At 69.7% G+C, this 18,016-nt stretch carries 16 protein-coding genes; 9 read left to right on the plus strand and 7 right to left on the minus strand.

The window, feature by feature from the left end:
• Nucleotides 1–2: 2 nt before the first annotated feature.
• The 3 genes from AB0H49_RS19845 to AB0H49_RS19855 all read left to right on the plus strand — a co-directional run bounded on the left by AB0H49_RS19845 (nt 3) and on the right by AB0H49_RS19855 (nt 3,108).
• Nucleotides 3–779: an enoyl-CoA hydratase-related protein gene (locus AB0H49_RS19845; RefSeq protein WP_357253336.1), complete on the plus strand. Its 777-nt coding sequence runs from the start codon at nt 3–5 to the stop codon at nt 777–779.
• A gap of 158 nt (nt 780–937) precedes the next feature.
• Nucleotides 938–1,915 carry a class I SAM-dependent methyltransferase gene (locus AB0H49_RS19850; RefSeq protein ID WP_354999165.1) on the plus strand — a complete coding sequence of 326 codons (978 nt, stop codon included), beginning with the start codon at nt 938–940 and terminating at the stop codon, nt 1,913–1,915.
• Entirely contained in the window at nt 1,915–3,108 is a 1,194-nt protein-coding gene (locus AB0H49_RS19855) for a class I SAM-dependent methyltransferase (protein WP_357253338.1), read from the plus strand. The genes AB0H49_RS19850 and AB0H49_RS19855 overlap by 1 nt, the downstream gene beginning before the upstream one ends.
• A gap of 20 nt (nt 3,109–3,128) precedes the next feature.
• Here AB0H49_RS19855 and AB0H49_RS19860 read toward each other — a convergent pair whose 3' ends face one another.
• On the minus strand, nt 3,129–3,668 hold the full coding sequence (locus AB0H49_RS19860; protein WP_357253340.1) for a DUF1697 domain-containing protein: 540 nt from the start codon (nt 3,666–3,668) through the stop codon (nt 3,129–3,131).
• Nucleotides 3,669–3,709: 41 nt separating this feature from the next.
• On the minus strand, nt 3,710–4,459 hold the full coding sequence (locus tag AB0H49_RS19865; RefSeq protein ID WP_354999168.1) for an acyltransferase: 750 nt from the start codon (nt 4,457–4,459) through the stop codon (nt 3,710–3,712).
• Nucleotides 4,460–4,825: 366 nt separating this feature from the next.
• Here AB0H49_RS19865 and AB0H49_RS19870 point away from each other — a divergent pair, with 366 nt between their 5' ends.
• Nucleotides 4,826–6,157 carry a PQQ-binding-like beta-propeller repeat protein gene (locus AB0H49_RS19870; RefSeq protein WP_354999169.1) on the plus strand — a complete coding sequence of 444 codons (1,332 nt, stop codon included), beginning with the start codon at nt 4,826–4,828 and terminating at the stop codon, nt 6,155–6,157.
• Nucleotides 6,158–6,221: 64 nt separating this feature from the next.
• Here AB0H49_RS19870 and AB0H49_RS19875 read toward each other — a convergent pair whose 3' ends face one another.
• The 3 genes from AB0H49_RS19875 to AB0H49_RS19885 are packed head-to-tail and all read right to left on the minus strand — an operon-like array spanning nt 6,222 to nt 9,873.
• Entirely contained in the window at nt 6,222–7,484 is a 1,263-nt protein-coding gene (locus AB0H49_RS19875) for a glycosyltransferase family 4 protein (RefSeq protein ID WP_357253342.1), read from the minus strand.
• Nucleotides 7,481–9,067: a glycoside hydrolase family 57 protein gene (locus AB0H49_RS19880; RefSeq protein ID WP_357253344.1), complete on the minus strand. Its 1,587-nt coding sequence runs from the start codon at nt 9,065–9,067 to the stop codon at nt 7,481–7,483. Before AB0H49_RS19880 ends, AB0H49_RS19875 begins: the two co-directional genes overlap by 4 nt.
• A complete protein-coding gene (locus tag AB0H49_RS19885) occupies nt 9,064–9,873 on the minus strand; it encodes a methyltransferase domain-containing protein (protein WP_357253346.1) in 810 nt (269 codons plus the stop codon). Before AB0H49_RS19885 ends, AB0H49_RS19880 begins: the two co-directional genes overlap by 4 nt.
• A 192-nt stretch (nt 9,874–10,065) precedes the next feature.
• On the opposite strand from AB0H49_RS19885, the gene AB0H49_RS19890 reads away from it, so the two are divergent.
• Together AB0H49_RS19890 and AB0H49_RS19895 are read left to right on the plus strand one after the other, a co-directional pair.
• Nucleotides 10,066–10,851, plus strand: a complete 786-nt coding sequence (locus AB0H49_RS19890; protein ID WP_067781613.1) for an electron transfer flavoprotein subunit beta/FixA family protein — start codon at nt 10,066–10,068, stop codon at nt 10,849–10,851.
• A gap of 38 nt (nt 10,852–10,889) precedes the next feature.
• Nucleotides 10,890–11,846, plus strand: coding sequence for an electron transfer flavoprotein subunit alpha/FixB family protein (locus tag AB0H49_RS19895; RefSeq protein ID WP_354999173.1), 957 nt, complete (start codon nt 10,890–10,892; stop codon nt 11,844–11,846).
• Between the two features lie 241 nt (nt 11,847–12,087).
• On the opposite strand, the gene AB0H49_RS19900 is transcribed toward AB0H49_RS19895, so the two are convergent.
• Complete coding sequence (locus tag AB0H49_RS19900; protein ID WP_357253349.1) at nt 12,088–12,945, minus strand: LysR family transcriptional regulator; 858 nt, start codon at nt 12,943–12,945, stop codon at nt 12,088–12,090.
• Nucleotides 12,946–13,057: 112 nt separating this feature from the next.
• Here AB0H49_RS19900 and AB0H49_RS19905 point away from each other — a divergent pair, with 112 nt between their 5' ends.
• The 3 genes from AB0H49_RS19905 to AB0H49_RS19915 all read left to right on the plus strand — a co-directional run bounded on the left by AB0H49_RS19905 (nt 13,058) and on the right by AB0H49_RS19915 (nt 16,510).
• Nucleotides 13,058–14,329, plus strand: coding sequence for an NAD(P)/FAD-dependent oxidoreductase (locus AB0H49_RS19905; RefSeq protein ID WP_357253351.1), 1,272 nt, complete (start codon nt 13,058–13,060; stop codon nt 14,327–14,329).
• A 229-nt stretch (nt 14,330–14,558) separates the two neighbouring features.
• On the plus strand, nt 14,559–15,383 hold the full coding sequence (locus tag AB0H49_RS19910) for a GNAT family N-acyltransferase (RefSeq protein WP_357253353.1): 825 nt from the start codon (nt 14,559–14,561) through the stop codon (nt 15,381–15,383).
• On the plus strand, nt 15,380–16,510 hold the full coding sequence (locus AB0H49_RS19915; protein WP_354999177.1) for a lysophospholipid acyltransferase family protein: 1,131 nt from the start codon (nt 15,380–15,382) through the stop codon (nt 16,508–16,510). The genes AB0H49_RS19910 and AB0H49_RS19915 overlap by 4 nt, the downstream gene beginning before the upstream one ends.
• A 20-nt stretch (nt 16,511–16,530) precedes the next feature.
• On the opposite strand, the gene AB0H49_RS19920 is transcribed toward AB0H49_RS19915, so the two are convergent.
• Nucleotides 16,531–17,922, minus strand: a complete 1,392-nt coding sequence (locus AB0H49_RS19920) for an aldehyde dehydrogenase family protein (RefSeq protein WP_357253355.1) — start codon at nt 17,920–17,922, stop codon at nt 16,531–16,533.
• Nucleotides 17,923–18,016 lie beyond the last annotated feature (94 nt).

Genomic DNA, 18,016 nt, shown 5'->3' on the forward strand with positions numbered 1-18,016 from the left:
CCATGGCCGAATTCGTGACCTTGGAGCTGCCGGAAGGGGATGGCGCGCGGGGCGTCGCCGTCCTGCGGATCGCTCGTCCGCCGATGAACCTGCTCAACGTTCAGGTGGTGCGGGAGGTGGCCGAGGCCGCGGCGGCGGTGGCGGCGCATCCGCGGGTCGCGGCCCTCGTGGTGTACGGGGACGAGCGGGTGTTCTCCGCGGGTGACGACGTGGCGGAGCTGGCCGCCCTGGACGCCGACCAGGCCGAGGCGATGGCCGCCGACGTGCAGTCCGCGCTGGGGTGCCTGGCCAAGGTTCCGCAGCCGACCGTCGCCGCGATCAGCGGGTATTGCCTCGGCGCCGGGCTGGAGCTCGCCCTCGGCGCCGATCGTCGCGTCATCGGCGACAACGTCAAGCTCGGCCTGCCGCAGATCCACGCGGGACTCATCCCGCTCGCGGGTATCCGGCGGCTCTCGCTGCTGATCGGTCCCGGGCCGGCCAAGGACCTCGTCTACACCGGGCGTTTCGTGGAGCCGGACGAGGCGCGCGCGCTCGGCTTGGTCGACGAAGTCGTCGCGCCCGACGACGTCTTCGCCGCCGCGCTGCGCTGGGCCGAACGCTTCACCGACGGCCCCGGCCGCGCGCTGGCCGCGGCCAAGGCGGTATTCGAGGCCGGTCCGCACGGTTTGGACCGCGCGCGGGGCGAGTGGACCGGTCTGTTCGCCACAGAGGACCGCCGGATCGGCACGGAGTCCTACGTCGCCGACGGGCCGGGTTCCGCGGCCTTCGTCGGTCGCTGAAGGCAGCCGCCCGCACACATACCGATCGGTCCGAAAGGGGTGTGCCAGGGGATTGCCCTGATGGGAACAGGTTCTCCTTCGACCCTCGGTCCAGCACTCCGCAAGAAGCCCGGGCCGATAGCGGGCTTCATCTGGGGATTTATGTAGGCTAGGCGACCATGACGGTACGTCCCGACGACCCCGCGCCGAACCCGCATGCCACCGAGGCCGAGGTCGAAGCAGCGCTCAAGGATACGAAGCTCGCCCAGGTGCTCTACCACGACTGGGAAGCGGAGACCTACGACGACAAATGGTCCATCTCCTATGACGAGCGCTGCATCGAATACGCCCGCGGCCGCTTCGACGCCGCGGTGGGCCCCGCGCCGCTGCCCTACGGGAAGGCGCTCGAGCTCGGCTGCGGCACCGGGTTCTTCCTGCTGAACCTGATGCAGGGCGGCGTCGCCGAGTCCGGCTCGGTCACCGACCTCTCGCCCGGCATGGTGAAGGTGGCGCTGCGCAACGCGGAGAACCTGGGTCTGGACGTGGACGGCCGAGTCGCCGACGCCGAGACCATCCCCTACGACGACGACACCTTCGACCTGGTCGTCGGTCACGCTGTGCTGCACCACATCCCGGATGTGGAGTTGGCGCTGAAGGAGTGCCTGCGGGTGCTCAAGCCCGGTGGTCGCTTCGTCTTCGCCGGTGAGCCGACCACCGTGGGCAACTTCTACGCCCGCTGGCTCGGCCGCATCACCTGGAAGGCCACCACCTCGGTCACCAAGCTGCCCGCGCTGGCGGGCTGGCGGCGTCCGCAGGAGGAGCTCGACGAGTCCTCGCGCGCCGCGGCGCTGGAGGCGGTCGTCGACCTGCACACCTTCGATCCCCGCGACCTCGAGTCGATGGCGCGGTCCGCGGGCGCGGTCGAGGTCAAGGCGAGCACCGAGGAATTCGCCGCCGCGCTGTGGGGCTGGCCGGTGCGCACCTTCGAGGCGGCCGTGCCCGCCGAGAAGCTCGGTATGGGCTACCGGATGGCGATGTACCGCGCCTGGCTCGGACTGAGCTGGGTGGACGAGAACATCATGCGCCGCGTGGTGCCGCGCCAGTTCTTCTACAACGCCATGATCACCGGCGTGAAGCCGGGCGCGTCCGCCAAGTAGTGGGCTACCGCTTCGGTCGCGCGGACATCGCCTTCCTCGCCTCCGCGACAGGGCGTGCCGCGCTGGCCGAGGCGGACCGGCTGGAACTGTCTCCCGCGACGCACCTGCGCGATCTGGAGCGGGTGCGTCGCGACCACGGGGAGAACGCCGCCGCTCTCGTGGAGACCGTGCGGCTGCGCCGGAAGGCCGCCGCCAAACTGCACGGCGCGGGGGAGTGGCTCTTCACCGACGACGCGCTCCAGCAGGCGACGCCGACCACGGTCGCCCGGCACCGGGCGGCCCGGCTGGCGGGGCGGGCCGTGCACGACGTCACCTGTTCCATCGGCGCCGAACTCGTCGAGCTGGCCGAGGTGTGCCCCGCCGTCGTCGGCAGCGACCTGGACGAGGTGCGGCTGGCGATCGCCGCGCACAACCTCGGCGCCCGCTGGTGGCCGCTCTCCGGTACCGGAAATGTGTTGCTGGCCAAGGCCGATGCCGTCGTGCCGAGCAGTACCGGCACGGTGGTCATCGCCGATCCGGCACGCCGCTCGGACGGTCGCCGCACCCACGACCCGGCCAAGCTGCAACCTCCGCTGCCCGATCTGCTCGACGCCTACGCGGGTCGCGACATCGCCGTGAAGTGCGCGCCCGGACTGGATTTCGACCGGCTCGACTGGTCCGGCGAGATCGAGGTGGTCTCGCTGGACGGCGCGGTGCGCGAGGCGTGCCTGTGGTCGGCGGGCCTGGCCGAATCCGGCGTCACCCGCCGCGCCACGGTGCTGAGCTCACGCCGCGCGCCGGAGGTCGTCACCGACGCCGAGCCGGACGAACTACCCGATCGACCGCCCGGCGAGTGGATCATCGACCCAGACGGCGCGATCGTCCGCGCCGGGCTGGTACGGCACTACGCCGCGAGACACGGTCTGTGGCAGCTGGATCCACACATCGCCTACCTCACGGGCGAAACTGTCCCCGCGGGTGTCCGCGGCTTCCGTATCGAGGACCGGCTCGAACTGCGTGAGAAGACACTGCGCCGAGAGCTGGCCCGCCGCGACTGCGGAGCGCTGGAAATTCTGGTGCGCGGCGTGGACGTCGACCCGGACGCGCTGCGCAAACGTCTCAAGCTCGAGGGCAGCGTGTCCTATACCTTGGTGATCACCCGAATCGGTCGCGCCGCCACGGTGTTCCTGTGTACGGCGCACGCCGCAACCTGACGAGCGGGAATTCCGTAGTCCTACGACTCCAGTTTCTTCACGATCCGCTGCACCGTCAGCCAGGTGCGGGTGGTGATGTCCTTGCCGTAGGTCTTGTCCAGCCAGGCCATGAAGTCCGGGGTCTTCGGCGTGCTGTTGTCGATGACCGTGAGGAACGCGCGCGCCTCGGCGTCGTAGCCGATGATTCGGGTCAGCGCGTCGCCGGTGTCGGGGTGCTCGACTTTCGGGCTCTGGTCCTTGAAGAAAGTCACCGTGAGGTACGAGCCCCGCTCGTGGGTGAGGCCCTCGAACGGGTCGCGATCGAGCAACTCGCGCAGTTCCTCGTAGCTGCGCACGATGGTCCCGCCCGGAATCCCCAGTTCCCGGTTCAAGGCTTCTTGGATCCGGTCCTCCAGCGCCGCCGCGTCGGTGTCGGCGCAGCGGAACACCACGTTGCCGCTGGAGAGGATCGTCGCGACCTTCTCGAAGCCGAGTCCTTCGAACACCGCGCGCAACTTCTCGTTGCGCATGTTCGGGTTGGTCGGCATGATCCCGCGCAGCAGCGCCGCGTACCTGTTCATGCCGACGACCGTACTCGAGCGGACCGACGACTCGCGTCGAACTACACCTGCTGGGTGGCGCCGTTCTTCTTGCGTTCGATGTCCTCCAGCGCGGCGATGTACTTCGCCCGCTCCTCGGCACCCGCCTCCCAGGTGGCCTTGCGGTTCTTGACCACCTTGGCCGGTGCGCCGACGGCGATGCTGTAGTCCGGGATCTCGCCCTTGACCACCGCGTGCGCGCCGAGCACGCAGCCGCGGCCGACCCGGGTCTCGCGCAGCACGGTCACCTTGGCGGCGATCCAGGTGTCGGGGCCGATGCGGACGGGGCTCTTCACGATGCCCTGGTCCTTGATGGGCAGCGTGATGTCGTCCATCTTGTGGTCGAAGTCGCAGATGTAGCACCAGTCGGCGACCAGGGTCGATTCGCCGATCTCGATGTCGAGGTAGGTGTTGACGACGTTGTCCTTGCCGAACACCACCTTGTCGCCGATGCGCAGCGAGCCCTCGTGGCAGCGGATGGCGTTGCCGTCGCCGATGTGCACCCAGCGACCGATCTCCATCCGGCTCAGCTCGGGGGTCGCGTGGATCTCGACCCGGCGGCCGAGGAACACCATGCCGCGCAGCACGATGTGCGGGTTCGTCAGCTTGAACTTGAACAGCCGGTAGTAGCGGACCAGATACCAGGGCGTGTAGGCGCGGTTGGCGAGCACCCAGCGCAGCGACGCCATGGTCAGAAATCGCGCCTGCTGCGGATCCCGGCGGCGCGAACCCCGCCACCGCGAGCGCAACGGTGCGCCCCACATGCTCGTCACGAACCGTTCTCCCGTCGTGTTCCCCGGGGCCGGCGACCCGAGGGGTGTCTTTGGCTACACAGCGTACTTTCGCGCCGCATCACCGCCTGCTCTACCCTCACGTTCGCCCGCGAGACGTCCGTCAGCCGACCTGTTCACCGAGAAGCAACCTGCGCCTCGCAAGTCGGCCACCCCGCGCGAGTCTTACGAGCGCCGTTCGCGGCCCGTCTCGCGCTCGAGCGGCCGCTGCGCACGCGACACCGTCGCCAGCAGCGGTCGCTCGAGCGCGAGACACCAGGGGGCCGCGAACACGCCGTGCCGGAGGCGCGGCCGATCGGGCGCAGGCTAGTCTTGCGAGCGGCCACCGACCAGAGGGGAGAACAGCAGGTGCGAACCGGTAGCGTGCGGGCTGTCGCCACACAGCCGCGATCCCGGGTGCGTGCGGTGGCCGCGCTGGCCGCCATGGGCGCGCTCGCGCTGACCGCCTGCGGCACCGACGTCGACGACATCACGGTCGGCCCCGGGAAGGGTTGGCCCGCCGCGCACCACGACGGTCGCAACAGCGGCGTCAGCCCCGTGACCGGCGCGCGCTCGCTGACGCTGAGCTGGTCGAGGCCCGCCGCCGGTCCCATCGAGCAGCCGGTCACCATCGGCGCCGAAGGCCAGCTGTTCCTGACCACCCGCACCCCCAACGGATGCGCCATCCTGTCGTTCCAGATGCCGACCGGCCGCAAGCGTTTCTGTGATGTGCTCGGCCCCAACGCGATCTCGTCGCCCACTGCCGTGGACGGCGTGAGCAACGTCTACGTCGGCGACGACGGCGCGGTGAACTCCTACAACTACCTCGGTCAGCCGCGCTGGCGCACAGCCGTTGCGGGCGTGCCGGTTTCGGTGCAGTTCACCGGTGACAGCAGGCTGCTCACCATCACCCAGTCCGGCCAGGTGGACGTGCTCGACCGGCAGACCGGCCTGCGGACCGTGCCGACCCTTCAGCTGCTCGGCGAGCCCGACTTCATGGAGCACCCCGACCTGACCCGCCCGGCTTCGGGCCAGGGTCTCGACGACTGCGCCACCGGCGGCCCGCAATGCCCGGTCGCGAACATCTCGGCGATCGAGGAGTCCACCGGTCGTTTCTACGTCACCGTGTGGCAGCCGGGTTCGCCGAACGCGGCGCTGGTGGCTCTGCGCTACGCCGACAACAAGATTCAGCAGGAGTGGCGCGCGGAGATACTGACCGACGGCAGCGCCACCGGTCCCGCGCTCTCCGCCGACGGCGGCACGGTCTACGTCGGCGACAACACCGAGCGGCTGATCGCCGTCGACACCGCCGACGGTCGCACCAAGTGGGTGCGGCCGCTGGGATTCACACCGACCGGCGGAATCTCGGTCTCCGCCGACGGTCTGATCATCCCGGCGGGCGACGAGGGTTACCTGCTCGCCCTGCGCGACACCGGTGAGACCGCCGAAACGGTCTGGGAGCGCAAGGATCTCGCGCTGCGTGGCGTGCCGGTGCAGACCGCGGGCGGTACCGGCTACACCGTGGCGGCGATCCGCGAGGGCCTGAGCCTGATCACCTTCGACACCGGCAGCGGCGACACCATCGATGCCGACGTGCTGCCCGGCGCGAAGGGCAGCACCACCGGCACCTCGGTCGGCGCCGAGGGCGAGGTGGTGCTGGCCACGCGAATCGGCGAGGTCTTCGTTTTCAAGCCGGAGTAGGCGCAGCTCCGTATCCGCTCCGGCCGTGCGCGGTCTTCGGCCGGACTGCGTCCGGCAGCGCCGATCAGATCGGGTTGTTCGGATCCCGTTCCGGCAGCGGACGTTCCACGATGACCGGCCTGCCGAGCGGGTTGCGCACCCGGCGTTTGGCTTCCGAGTACACCTGCGCGGTCTCCGCGGCGACCACGTCCCAGGCGAAGTCCGCGGTCAGACGCTCCCGCGCGGCGTAGGCGCGGTCTTGCGTGGCGACGGGATCGTCCAGCGTGGCGCGCACCGCCTCCACCAGACCGTCCACGTCGGCGGGTTCGAAGGAGGCGCCGGTGACGCCGTCGATGACCGCTTCGCCGAGCCCGCCCGCGGTGGAGGTGATCAGCGGGGTGCCCGCGGCGGCCGCCTCCAGCGCGACGATGCCGAACGGCTCGTAGCGGCTCGGCAGCACGATGGCGTCGGCGCCGTGCAGCCAGCCGAGCAGCTCCTGGTGACCGAGCTGACCGGCGAAGGTCACCGCGCGCGCGACGCGGTGCACCCGAGCCCGTTCCCGCAGCCATTCGAACTGGGTGCCGACGCCGGCGACGGTCAGCGTGGTGCCGGGGTGGGCGCGGCGGATGCGGGGCAGGGCGGCGATGGCGTCCTGCACGCCCTTCTCGTATTCCAGCCTGCCGACGTACAGCAGCCGCGGCGGGCCGGAGCGTGGCGCGCGCGGCCGGAAGGTCCACGCGCCCACGTCGATGCCGTTGCGGATGACGGTCATCGGGATGCGCTCGGGACCGTAGAGGCGCTGCACCTCGTCCTGCATCGAGGTCGAGCAGGTGATCAGCGCGTCGGATTCGTTGGCGAGCCACCATTCGACCGAGTGGACCTGCTTGTTGACCTTGCCCGCGACCCAGCCGCTGTGGCGACCCGCCTCGGTGGCGTGGATGGTCGAGACCAGCGGCACGTCGTAGTACTCGGCGAGGGCGATGCCGGGATGGGCGACCAGCCAGTCGTGCGCGTGCACGACGTCGGGCGTCCAGCCGTCGCCGATGCCCGGCTTACCGAGCGCGACGCCCGCGCGCACCATCGCGTGGCCCATGGCCAGCGTCCAGGCCAGCATGTCCTCGCCGAAGTCGAAGCAGGGCGGATCCTCGGCGACGGCGACCACCAGTACGCCGTCCTCGATGAACGAATGCGTCGGGTGGGTGGCGGAATCGGTGCCGGACGGGCGGCGGGACAGGACGACCACCTCGTGGCCCGCCGCGGCGAGCTCGGTGGCGAGGTGATGCACGTGCCGACCCAACCCACCGACCACAACCGGCGGGTATTCCCACGACACCATCAAGATCTTCATGCATGTCCTTCATAGGCAGGGCCGTCCGCGGCCGGGCCTTGCGGGCCCCGGCCCAGGTTCCCGGTGGGATCGGCACTGGGGAGCCGTCGCGCATCCAATCCGGGGAAGAATCCGTCGGCCGCGTACCATCCTGCCGCCAACTGCCGCGCTTTGGCGACTTGACCCGCGCCGACCGCCGCCGCGATCTCCCGCACGGCATGCGCGTGCTGGTGGGCCCGCTCCCGCGCGTAACCCGCCGCGGAGTCCTTGCTGACCATGAACGCCCAGTCGCTGGACACTGTCAGGATCGCCTCGCGCAGCAACTGATCCGCGACCGGATCGCGCAGCGGGGACGTGGATCCCGCGCGCATCTTGTCCAGGGTGTCCAGCGCCAACCGCACGACTTCGTCGTTGAGTTCGACCAGATCCCGCACCTGATCACCGGCCCAGACCCGCCAGTCCTTGCCGGATCCCCAGGACGAATCGGTCAGCTGCACGGGCTCACCCACGAAGCCGCGTTCGCGCGCGTCGGCCAGGGTGCCGACGGTGACACCCGCCTCGGGCAGCGCGCGCAGGACCTGGGCCAGCCACTGCGGGCCCTCGTGCCACCAGTGCCCGAACAGCTCGGTGTCGAAGGCGGCGACGACGAGCGCGGGGCGGCCGATGCGTTCGGATTCGGCCACGAGTCGATCGCGCACGGTGCGCACGAAGTCGTCGACGTCGCGGACCACCGCCGCGGCCGCCAGCTCCGGGTCGTACGGGGCCTTGTCGGGCCCGGCGACGGTCTTGCCGGTGACCCGGGCGGGTTTGAGACCCGTAGCGTGGTCGTAGTGATGAAAGTCACGGTACGCCGCCTGGCCGGGATACCCGGACTTCGGCGACCAGACCCGGTAGCTCACCTGCAAATCGCGCCCGAACGCCACCACGTCGGAGTCGCGCACCGGGCGGCCGAGGCTGCTGTCGCCGCGCAGCGCGGGCCCGTCGACCATGAAATGCGTCACACCAGCCTCGGCGTAGCCGATCTCCATGCCCGGCGTGTATCCGCACTCCGGCGCCCAGATGCCGGTCGGGGTGTGCCCCCAGCGCTGGCGGGCGTCGGCGAGGCCTTCGCGCAGCTGGAAGGCGCGCAGCCGGGGGTCCAGCAGCGGCTGGAACGGGTGCGCCAGCGGCCCGCCGAGCAGTTCGATCGTCTGCGCGTCCGCGAGTTCGCGCCAGACCGGCGCGGCGCCGTGCCGCCAGCGCAGCTCGAACTCGGTGAGCGCGGCGGCGGCGAGCCGGTGCTCGTGTCCGCCCAGCGCGAGATTGCCCGCCATGGCGGCCTCGTCGGCGCGCAGCTGCCAGTTGCCGAGCCAATGGTGCATGCCCGCCAGGCAATGCGGGTCGTCCAGCTGGGCCGCGAGCACCGGCGTGATGCCGAGGCTGAGCAGATGCGAACGCCCTTCCGACGCAAGGGTTCTCAGCACCTCGACGACCGGAAGGTAGGACGCGGCCCAGGACTGGTAGAGCCATTCCTCGCCGACCGGCCAGCGGCCGTGGTGGGCCAGCCACGGCAGATGGGAGTGCAGGACCAGGGTGAACTGGCCGGGTACCGCGTTGTCGGTCAACGCTTCACCGCGATGGCCACGAGGTCGAGACTGGCGTCGATGTCCTCGGTGATCAGGTCGAAGTCGTCGATGGAGACCGCGGCGACGTCGGCGGTCAGTTCGGCGGGCCACGGCTCGCCCGCGAGCGCCCGTTCGATCTGCGCGTCGATGAACGAGCCACCGTGCTTGGCGTCCAACGCTTTCAGCGTCGCGCCGTGGTGTACGCCGGTCATCAGCGCGACTTCGAAACCGGCCTCGACGATCAGCTCGGTCAGTTCGTCCGCGTTGAGTTCGCGGGTGTGGAACGGGTTGAGCGGGGTGTCGCGGCCGGGGGAGAAGGTGATCCGGTTGGGCGTGCTGATCAGCAGCTCGCCGCCGGAGCGCAGCACTCGATGGCATTCCCGCAGGAACTGGCTCTGGTCCCAAAGGTGTTCGATGACTTGGAAATTCACCACGACATCGACCGAGGCGTCGTCGAGCGGCAGGGCGGCGAGGTTGCCCTGGATCATCTCCACGCGCGGGTAGCGCGCGCGTACGTGCGCGACCGCGCTCGCGTCGTAGTCGAGGCCGATCACCTTGGCGGCCACTCCGGCGATCATGTCGGCGCCGTAACCTTCGCCGGAACCGGCCTCCAGCACGGTCTTTCCGGCGCACCGGTCGAGCAGCCGGGCGTAGACGATCTCGTGCCTGCGGAACCAGTAGTTCTCCTCGGCGATGCCGGGGACGGTGCGCTCGCCGGTCAGCGGCAATGGTTCGTCGGCACCGGCGTTTTCCGCAGTTATGACCCTCGGGTCGCCCACTGCGGCAGGGATCACAGCCTCGCTCATCACACCGACGTTACTGGTAAGGGTCGCGCACGATATCGCCCGGACCGGTGTATTGAGAGAGAAGCCACTAAGTTACCCACGAGTAACTTAACGTAGGGTAGTGTCACGCCCTGAGCTACCTCAACAGGACGTACGGCCCAGCTCGTGCGACCACCAGATAACGCCCCCAGAACAGGAGGTCGACGAAGACCGATGCCGAACATCGTCGTACTCATCAAGCAGGTCCCTGACACCTGGTCCGAGCGCAAGCTGTCCGATGGTGACTACACCCTGGACCGTGAGGCCGCGGACGCCGTCCTCGACGAGATCAACGAGCGCGCCGTCGAAGAGGCGCTGCTGATCAAGGAAGCCCAGGGCGGTGAGGTCACCGTGCTGGCCGCCGGTCCGGACCGCGCCACCGAGGCCATCCGCAAGGCGCTTTCCATGGGCGCCGACAAGGCCATCCACATCAACGACCCGGCGATCCACGGCTCCGACGCCGTGCAGACCGCGTGGGTGCTGGCCAGCGCGCTCGGCCAGGTCGAGGGTGTCGAGCTGGTCATCGCCGGTAACGAGGCGACCGACGGCCGCGCCGGTGCGGTGCCCGCGATCATCGCGGAGTACCTGGGTCTGCCGCAGCTGACCCACCTGCGCAAGCTGACCGTCGACGGCGACAAGATCACCGGCGAGCGCGAGACCGACGAAGGCGTCTTCAAGCTGGAGGCCACCCTCCCGGCCATCGTCTCGGTCACCGAGAAGATCAACGAGCCGCGCTTCCCGTCCTTCAAGGGCATCATGGCGGCCAAGAAGAAGGAAGTTCAGGTCTTCACGCTGGCCGATCTGGGCGTCGACCCGTCGACCGTGGGTGTCGCCAACGCGGGCACCACCGTCACCGCGTCCACCCCGAAGCCCCCGCGCACCGCGGGCGAGAAGATCGCGGACGAGGGCGACGGCGGCACCAAGATCGCCCAGTACCTCATCGGTCAGAAGATCATCTGATCCGGCCGGCTGACGAGACTTCCTAGGAGAGAACACAAATGGCTGAAGTACTTGTGCTCGTCGAGCACGCCGACGGTGCGATCAAGAAGGTCAGCACCGAACTGCTCACCGCCGCCCGCACCCTGGGCACCCCGGCCGCCGTCGTGCTCGGCGCCGCGGGCACCGGCGAGAAGCTGGCCGACGCGCTGGCCGCCGCGGGCGCCGAGAAGATCTACATCGCCGAGTCCGACGATGTGGACAACTTCCTGGTGACCCCGAAGGTCGACGTGCTGGCCGGTCTGGTGGAGTCGGTGTCCCCGGCCGCCGTGATCGTGTCCGCCTCCGCCGAAGGCAAGGAGGTGTCGGGTCGCCTCGCCGCCCGCATCGGCTCCGGCCTGCTGGTGGACGTCATCGGCGTCAACGAGGACGGCTCCGTCGTGCACTCCATCTTCGGTGGCGCCTTCACCGTCGACGCCAAGGCCACCGGCGACGTGCCGGTCATCTCGGTCCGCCCGGGTGCGGTCGAGGCCGCGGCGCAGGCCGGTGCCGGCGAGAAGGTGACCGTCGAGGTCCCCGCGCAGGAAGAGGGCGTCGTCAAGGTGACCTCGCGCGAGCCGGTCGTCGCCGGTGACCGTCCGGAGCTCACCGAGGCGAACATCGTCGTCTCCGGTGGTCGCGGTGTCGGCTCGGCCGACAACTTCGCGGTCGTCGAGGCGCTGGCCGACTCGCTCGGCGCGGCCGTCGGCGCCTCGCGCGCCGCCGTCGACTCGGGCTACTACCCGGGCCAGTTCCAGGTCGGTCAGACCGGTAAGACGGTCTCCCCGCAGCTGTACATCGCCCTCGGCATCTCCGGCGCCATCCAGCACCGCGCCGGTATGCAGACCTCGAAGACCATCGTCGCGGTCAACAAGGACGAAGAAGCCCCGATCTTCGAGATCGCGGACTACGGCATCGTCGGCGACCTGTTCAACGTCGCCCCGCAGCTCACCGAAGCGGTCAAGACCCACAAGGGCTGAGACCCCTCGGCGCGTAGCCAACTTGAACGACCCCGGCTGGAAACAGCCGGGGTCGTTCCTGTTTCAGCTTCGATGCCGGTACCTGGGCTCCGCGATGAGCCGCGGCACACCAGTCCAAGAGGCCGATTGTCGTAGCCGGAGACTTGTCGTTCGAACGTGGGGCCTGGCGATTGACCGGCGAAATCACTGTGGACCGGCGGCTTTCGCCTCGTTTGTGAGACCGAGGGTGGTCTGCGGTGCCTCAGCTGCGGTGGAGGGTGGCCAGCAGGGTGGTGAGGATGGGGGAGCGGCGGGCGTCGTCGCGGAGGACGGCGGAGACGGGGATGCGCAGGCGGTGTTCGGCGAGTTGCAGGACGACGAGTCCTTCAGTGGGGCTCTGGGCGTAGAGGACGGTCCACGCCTCGGGGCGGTTGATCAGCTCCATGGTGGCGGTGTGGTCGGGAGGAATCGGCGGGCCGAACGTGGGTCCGACGGGCAGATCGGCGAAGGCGCTGCGAATGATGTTGTGCAGCAGCACCTGTTCCTGTTCGGGCGGCAGCAGCAGCGGGTAGGAGCTGAGGTCGTTGAGGGTGACGGTGTCGCGGGTGGCCAGCGGGTGACCGCTCGAAGTCGCGATCACGAGGTCTTCGACCCAGAGTTGTTCCACCATCAGGCCTGGCTGGTCGACGCGCCCGCGGATCAGCGCGAGATCGCAGTCGCCGTCCGCGACGGCCGTGATGCGTTGGCGGAAGGGCTTGATCACGAATTCGATTTCCGCGTCCGGGTGCGCGGCGCGCGCGGCCGCGATGGCCGACAGCGAGCGGCTCGCGAAGGACATGTTGGCCGCCAGCCGGATTCGCGGCCCGGAGGCCCGAACCGCCGCGCGGATGGCGGATTCCAGGCTCAGCATCTGTTTGGCCAGGGGAAGTAGCCGGGTGGTCGCGTCGGTGGGGACGACGGCCCTGGTAGAGCGCTCGAACAGCGGCACACCGAGGTCGCGTTCGAGCCGCGCGATCTGGTGGCTGATCGCCGACTGCGAGATGAAACATCGGGCCGCGGCCCTGCTGAAGCTCAGTTCTTCGCAGACCGCGACGAAGTACGCCAGCTGCCGAAGCTCCACGACAAGCTCCTATTCATGAGCAATCCAGATAAGAGTCATCTTCATTATGCGCCGTAACGGCTGAAATATCTGCGTTCCCGATGACGGTTGGTAATGAGAGAAGGAGGCTGTCATGGAACACGCAGATGTGGTCGTCGTCGGATCGGGATTCGGGGGGCTGGCCGCCGCCAAACAACTCGCCAAGTCGGGTATCGACTTCGTACTCATTTCGAGCACGCCGGAACACCTGTTCCAGCCGTTGCTCTATCAGGTCGCGACGGGTGTGCTGGCGTCGCACGAGATCGCGCCGCCCATCAAGTCGGTGCTGCGCAGGCACAAGGAAGCCGATGTGCGCCTCGGCAAGGTGGTCGGCATCGATCCGGATCAGGCGATCGTCACCTACGAGAACGACGGTGTGCGCCACGAGATTCGGTACGGCTCGCTGATCGCGGCCACCGGCGCCTCGCAGTCCTATTTCGGCCGTGACGATTTCGCCGAGAAGACCTTCGCCCTCAAGACCATCGACGACGCGAAACTGCTTCGCGCCCAGATCGAACGGGTCTTCGCCGAGGCCGCGACCGCGGACCCCGAGACCAAGAGCAGGCTGCTCAGCTTCGTGGTGGTCGGCGCGGGCGCGACCGGCGTGGAAGTCGCCGGTCAGCTGAAGGAGCTCGCGAAAAGGTACTACCACCAGGAGGTTTCGGTCACCCTGGTGGAGGGCGCCGGAGAGGTGTTGCCGCCCTTCGGCGGTGGGCTCTCGGAGTACGCGAAGAAGTCGTTGACCGGAAGCGGCGTCGAGGTGCTCGTCGACACGTTCGTCACCGACATCGAGCCGGGCAAGGTGACCGTCAAGGACAAGGCGGGTGTGGAGCGCAAGATCGGCGCCGAGACCGTGGTCTGGTCGGCGGGTGTGCAGGCGGGCGGGTTCGCCAAGATCCTGGCCGAGGCCACCGGCGTCGAGACCGACCGCGCCGGACGGCTGCTGATCAACCCCGATCTCACCGTCGCGGGCTACGCCGACATCTACGCCATCGGCGATATGACCTCGCTCAACGGCTACCCCGGTCAGTCGCCGGTGGCCATGCAGGAGGGCAGGCACGCCGCCGACATCATCCGCCGCAAAAAGCAGCCCGGCACCCCGTTCAAGTACTGGGACAAGGGCAGCATGGCGGTGATCAGCCGGTTCAGCGCGGTGGTGAAGCTCAACGAGAAGATCACCTTCCGCGGCGTGATCGCCTGGGTCATGTGGCTCGCGGTGCACCTGCTGTACCTGGTGGGCTTCCGCAACCGCTTCGCGGCGGTGGCTTCGTGGCTGGTCGCCTTCATCGGCAGCGGCCGCCCCGGTTTCGACGAGGTGGAATCGACCCCGGCGCAAGCCCGCGCACCGGAACGCGTCGCCGCCTGAGCGCACCCGCACGAATCGCACCGATGCCCGCGCATCGGTGCGATTGCCGTTTTCGGGCACTGAACGGTTGCTCGAGCAGGGAAAAGGCGACTCCACGACGCGTCGATGCTAACGCCGCGCGTCGGGTCGGTGAACCTTGGGTGTGACCGGCGTCTCGTTAACCTAGCCTGCATCGACACGCAACTTCGAGGTTGCCCCGGCGCAGTGTCGGACTGGCTTCATCACGGATATGACTATTTCGTCCGTGCTGACAGCCCCGGCTCCGACGGACTCGGGGGTGGAACGGTCGCGTTATTCCCTGGTCGTCTCGTCCGACGCCGAGCACAGGGAGGCGGCGCAGCGGCTGCGCTACGGCGTCTTCGCCAACGAGCCGGGCTTCCACATCCCCGACAACGGCACCGGGCTGGACGCCGATCGCTTCGACGAGCACTGCGACCACCTGCTGGTGCGCGACGACATCACCGAGCAGTTCGTCGGCTGCTACCGGATGCTGCCGCCGGACAAGGTCGCCGCGGCGGGCGGGTACTACACCGCCACCGAATTCGACCTCGCCCAGCTGGATCCCGAGGGTCAGCGGATCGTCGAGATGGGCCGGGCCTGCGTGGTGCCCGACCACCGCAACGGCTCGGTGCTCACCCTCATGTGGGCGGGCATCCTGCACTACATCCAGCTCACCGGATACGAGTGGGTGATGGGTTGCGTGTCGGTGCCGATGCAGGACTCCCCGGCGGACCCGGTGGGCGTCAACGTGCGCGGCGTGCGGGACATGCTGCTCGGGCGGCACGCCTCCGATCCGGAGCGGCGGGTGCACCCGCACCGCCCGGTGGTCGTCGACGGTAAGACGCTCGACGAGCTGACCCCGCCCTCGCGCCCCAAGCTGCCTCCGCTGCTGCGCGGCTACCTGCGCCTCGGCGCGCAGATCTGCGGCGAGCCCGCGCACGATCCCGACTTCGCGGTCGCCGACTTCGTCGCGCTGCTCGGCCTGGACACCATCAACACGCGATACCTGGACCGACTACAGGGCGCTGCCGCGGCCCTCGACGGGGGGCGGTGAGGACCGTGGTCTTCGAGGCGCCGCCCGCACAGGCCGTGCACGCGTGGATGCCGTCGAGCCCCTGCGGGCCCGGCTGCATCGAGCCGATCGGTGAGATCGGCACGGCGCGGGTGGTCGCCCGCGCGCTCGGCGTCGCCGGGCTGCTGCTGACCTATCCGATGTGCCACCTCGCGACGCCCGCGGGACGGCGCGAAGACCTCCAGCGCGGATACGCGCGGATGCTGCTGCGCTGTCTCGGCATGCGACTGCGGGTGGTGGACAAGCGGATTCCCACCGATCCGGTGCCCGCCGAGCGCGCGATCGCCTCCCGGGTCGGCGCCGAACGCGCCGCGTCCGCGGCCGCCAGCGCAGACGTCCGCTACGCCGATCGCGGCACCGGCGTGCTCGTGGTGACCGGGCACATCGGCTGGACCGACGTCGTCGCGCTGGCCGCCGTGCAGCCGCTCGGGTTCGTCGCGCGAGCCGATCTGATCGACTGGCCGCTGCTCGGCGAGCTGGCGAAGCTGATGCGCGTCATCCCGATCGAACGCGAGCGGCTGCGCCAGCTGCCCGACATCGTCGCCCAGCTCGGGGCGCGTCTCGCCGCGGGCGAGCGCGTCGCGGTCTTCCCGGAAGGCACCACGTGGTGCGGCCGCGCCTACGGCACCATGCGGCCCGCACTGTTCCAGGCCGCGATCGACACCGGCACCTTCGTGCAGCCCGTGCGCCTGCGCTACTTGGACGGGCACGACGACCGCTGCACCGTCCCCGGCTTCGTCGGCGAGGACTCCTTCGGCGACTCGGCCCTGCGCGTGTTGCGCTCCCGCGGCATGATCGCCGAGATCGTCCTCGAGCCGCCGGAGTACCCGGGCCTGGACCGCAAGGATCTCGCCCGGCGTTGCGAGCTGGCCGTGCGCGGCGACGAACTCTCCCGGCACGGACTGAACGACACCCGGTGGATCGAGGCCACCGCGACTCGGGTGGAGGACCCCGCGCCCGCCGAACCGACGGCGCCTGCCGCGGTCACGCACAGCGGCGTGGATCGGCGCGGGCTGCGCAGCCGCGCGGTCGCGGTCTTCCGCGGTCGGGGACGTGCACCGGAGCACGCGCCGCGCACCGAAACGGCATCCGACAGCGCACGCGCCTGACACAGGTGGCGCACTGCGTGCTAGCTGGGAGCCGGACGCAGGTGCACGACCTTCGTCTGGGTCATCTCGTCGAGCAGTTCCGGTCCGTAACCGAAGCCGGTTCCGCTGGCCCGCCGCGGATGCGCCGCGCCGCCCGGCGCTCCGCCGAACACCGCGTTGATCTTCACCGTGCCGACCGGCAGCTCCCGCCAGGCGCGCTGAGCGTTGGCGATCGAGGGAGTGAGCACGGTCGCCGCGAGGCCGTAGTCGTCGTTCGCGGCCTCGGCGAGACCCTGGTCGAACGAGTCCACCACCCGTACCGGCGCGACCGGACCGAACGTCTCCTCGCGCATGATTCGCATGGTCGGCTCGCAGCGGGTCAGCACGGTGGCCGGATACCACGCACCGGCGCCGTCCGGCACCGTTCCGCCGGTCAGCAGATCGGCTCCGTCGCGGACCGCGTCGCGCACGTGGGCGTGGACCCCATCGCGATGGCGGCGGTCGACCAACGGCGCCGCCCGCCAGGACTCGGCCTCGGCGACCAGCGCCGCGAGAAACGCCTCCGCGACATCCCGGTGCACGAAGATCCGCTCGACGGACACGCAGATCTGACCGGCGTTGGCGAACGCGCCGAGCGCCGCCTGCCCGGCGGCCCACACCGGATCCACACCGGTGTCGACGACGAGCGCGTCGTTGCCGCCGTTCTCCAGCAGGGCCTTGGCGCCCGTGGCCGCAACGCTTTTCGCGATCGACCGTCCGGTGCTCGTGCTGCCGACGTGCGCGACGACATCCACGTCGGTGCGTGCGGCGAGCAGCGCGCCCACCCGCCCATCGCCCTGCACCGTTTGCACAACGCCTTCGGGGAACGCGCTGGTGAACAGCTCCCCGAGTAGCCCGCCGGTGTGCGGCGCGCGCTCGCTCGGCTTGTGCACGACCGTGTTTCCGGTGACCAGCGCCGCGCCGAGCAGACCGCAGGACACCGCGACGGGGTCGTTCCACGGCGTCAGCGCGACGACGACGCCGCGCGGTTCCCACACCATGAGGTCGGTCGCGTCGAAGTCGCCCTGCAAGCTCTTACCCCGGTGCACCGGGCCCAGTTCGGCGTATTGCTCCAACGTCGCCGCCCCGGCCGACACACCTTCCTCGCCCTCCGGCCGAGGGCGTCCGGTTTCGCGGCGGTTGAGCTCGGCGAGATCGTCGGCGCGCTCGCGGAGCGAGGCGGCGCAGGCGCGGAGCGCGGCCGCCCGTTCGGCCGCCGAGGTGCGCGCCCACGTGGACTGGACACGGCTGGCCAGCTCCATCCGCTGATCGATCTCCGCGAGGCTCGTCATGGACACCTTGCCGACGGTGGCGCCGGTGGCGGGATCGAGGATCTCGATCGTTTCGTCCGCCCGGTCTTCGGTGGGAAACGTGACAGCTCTCGGTCCGGTCATACCGCGGGCGTTGCCTGCCGCCCGCTGTTCAAACCAGTGGCGCCGGTGCTGCCGTACCGTGCGGGGCCGGGTTTGATTCGATGCCGACAGGCAA

The organism is Nocardia sp. NPDC050713, assembly GCF_040654315.1.
GTDB lineage: Bacteria > Actinomycetota > Actinomycetes > Mycobacteriales > Mycobacteriaceae > Nocardia.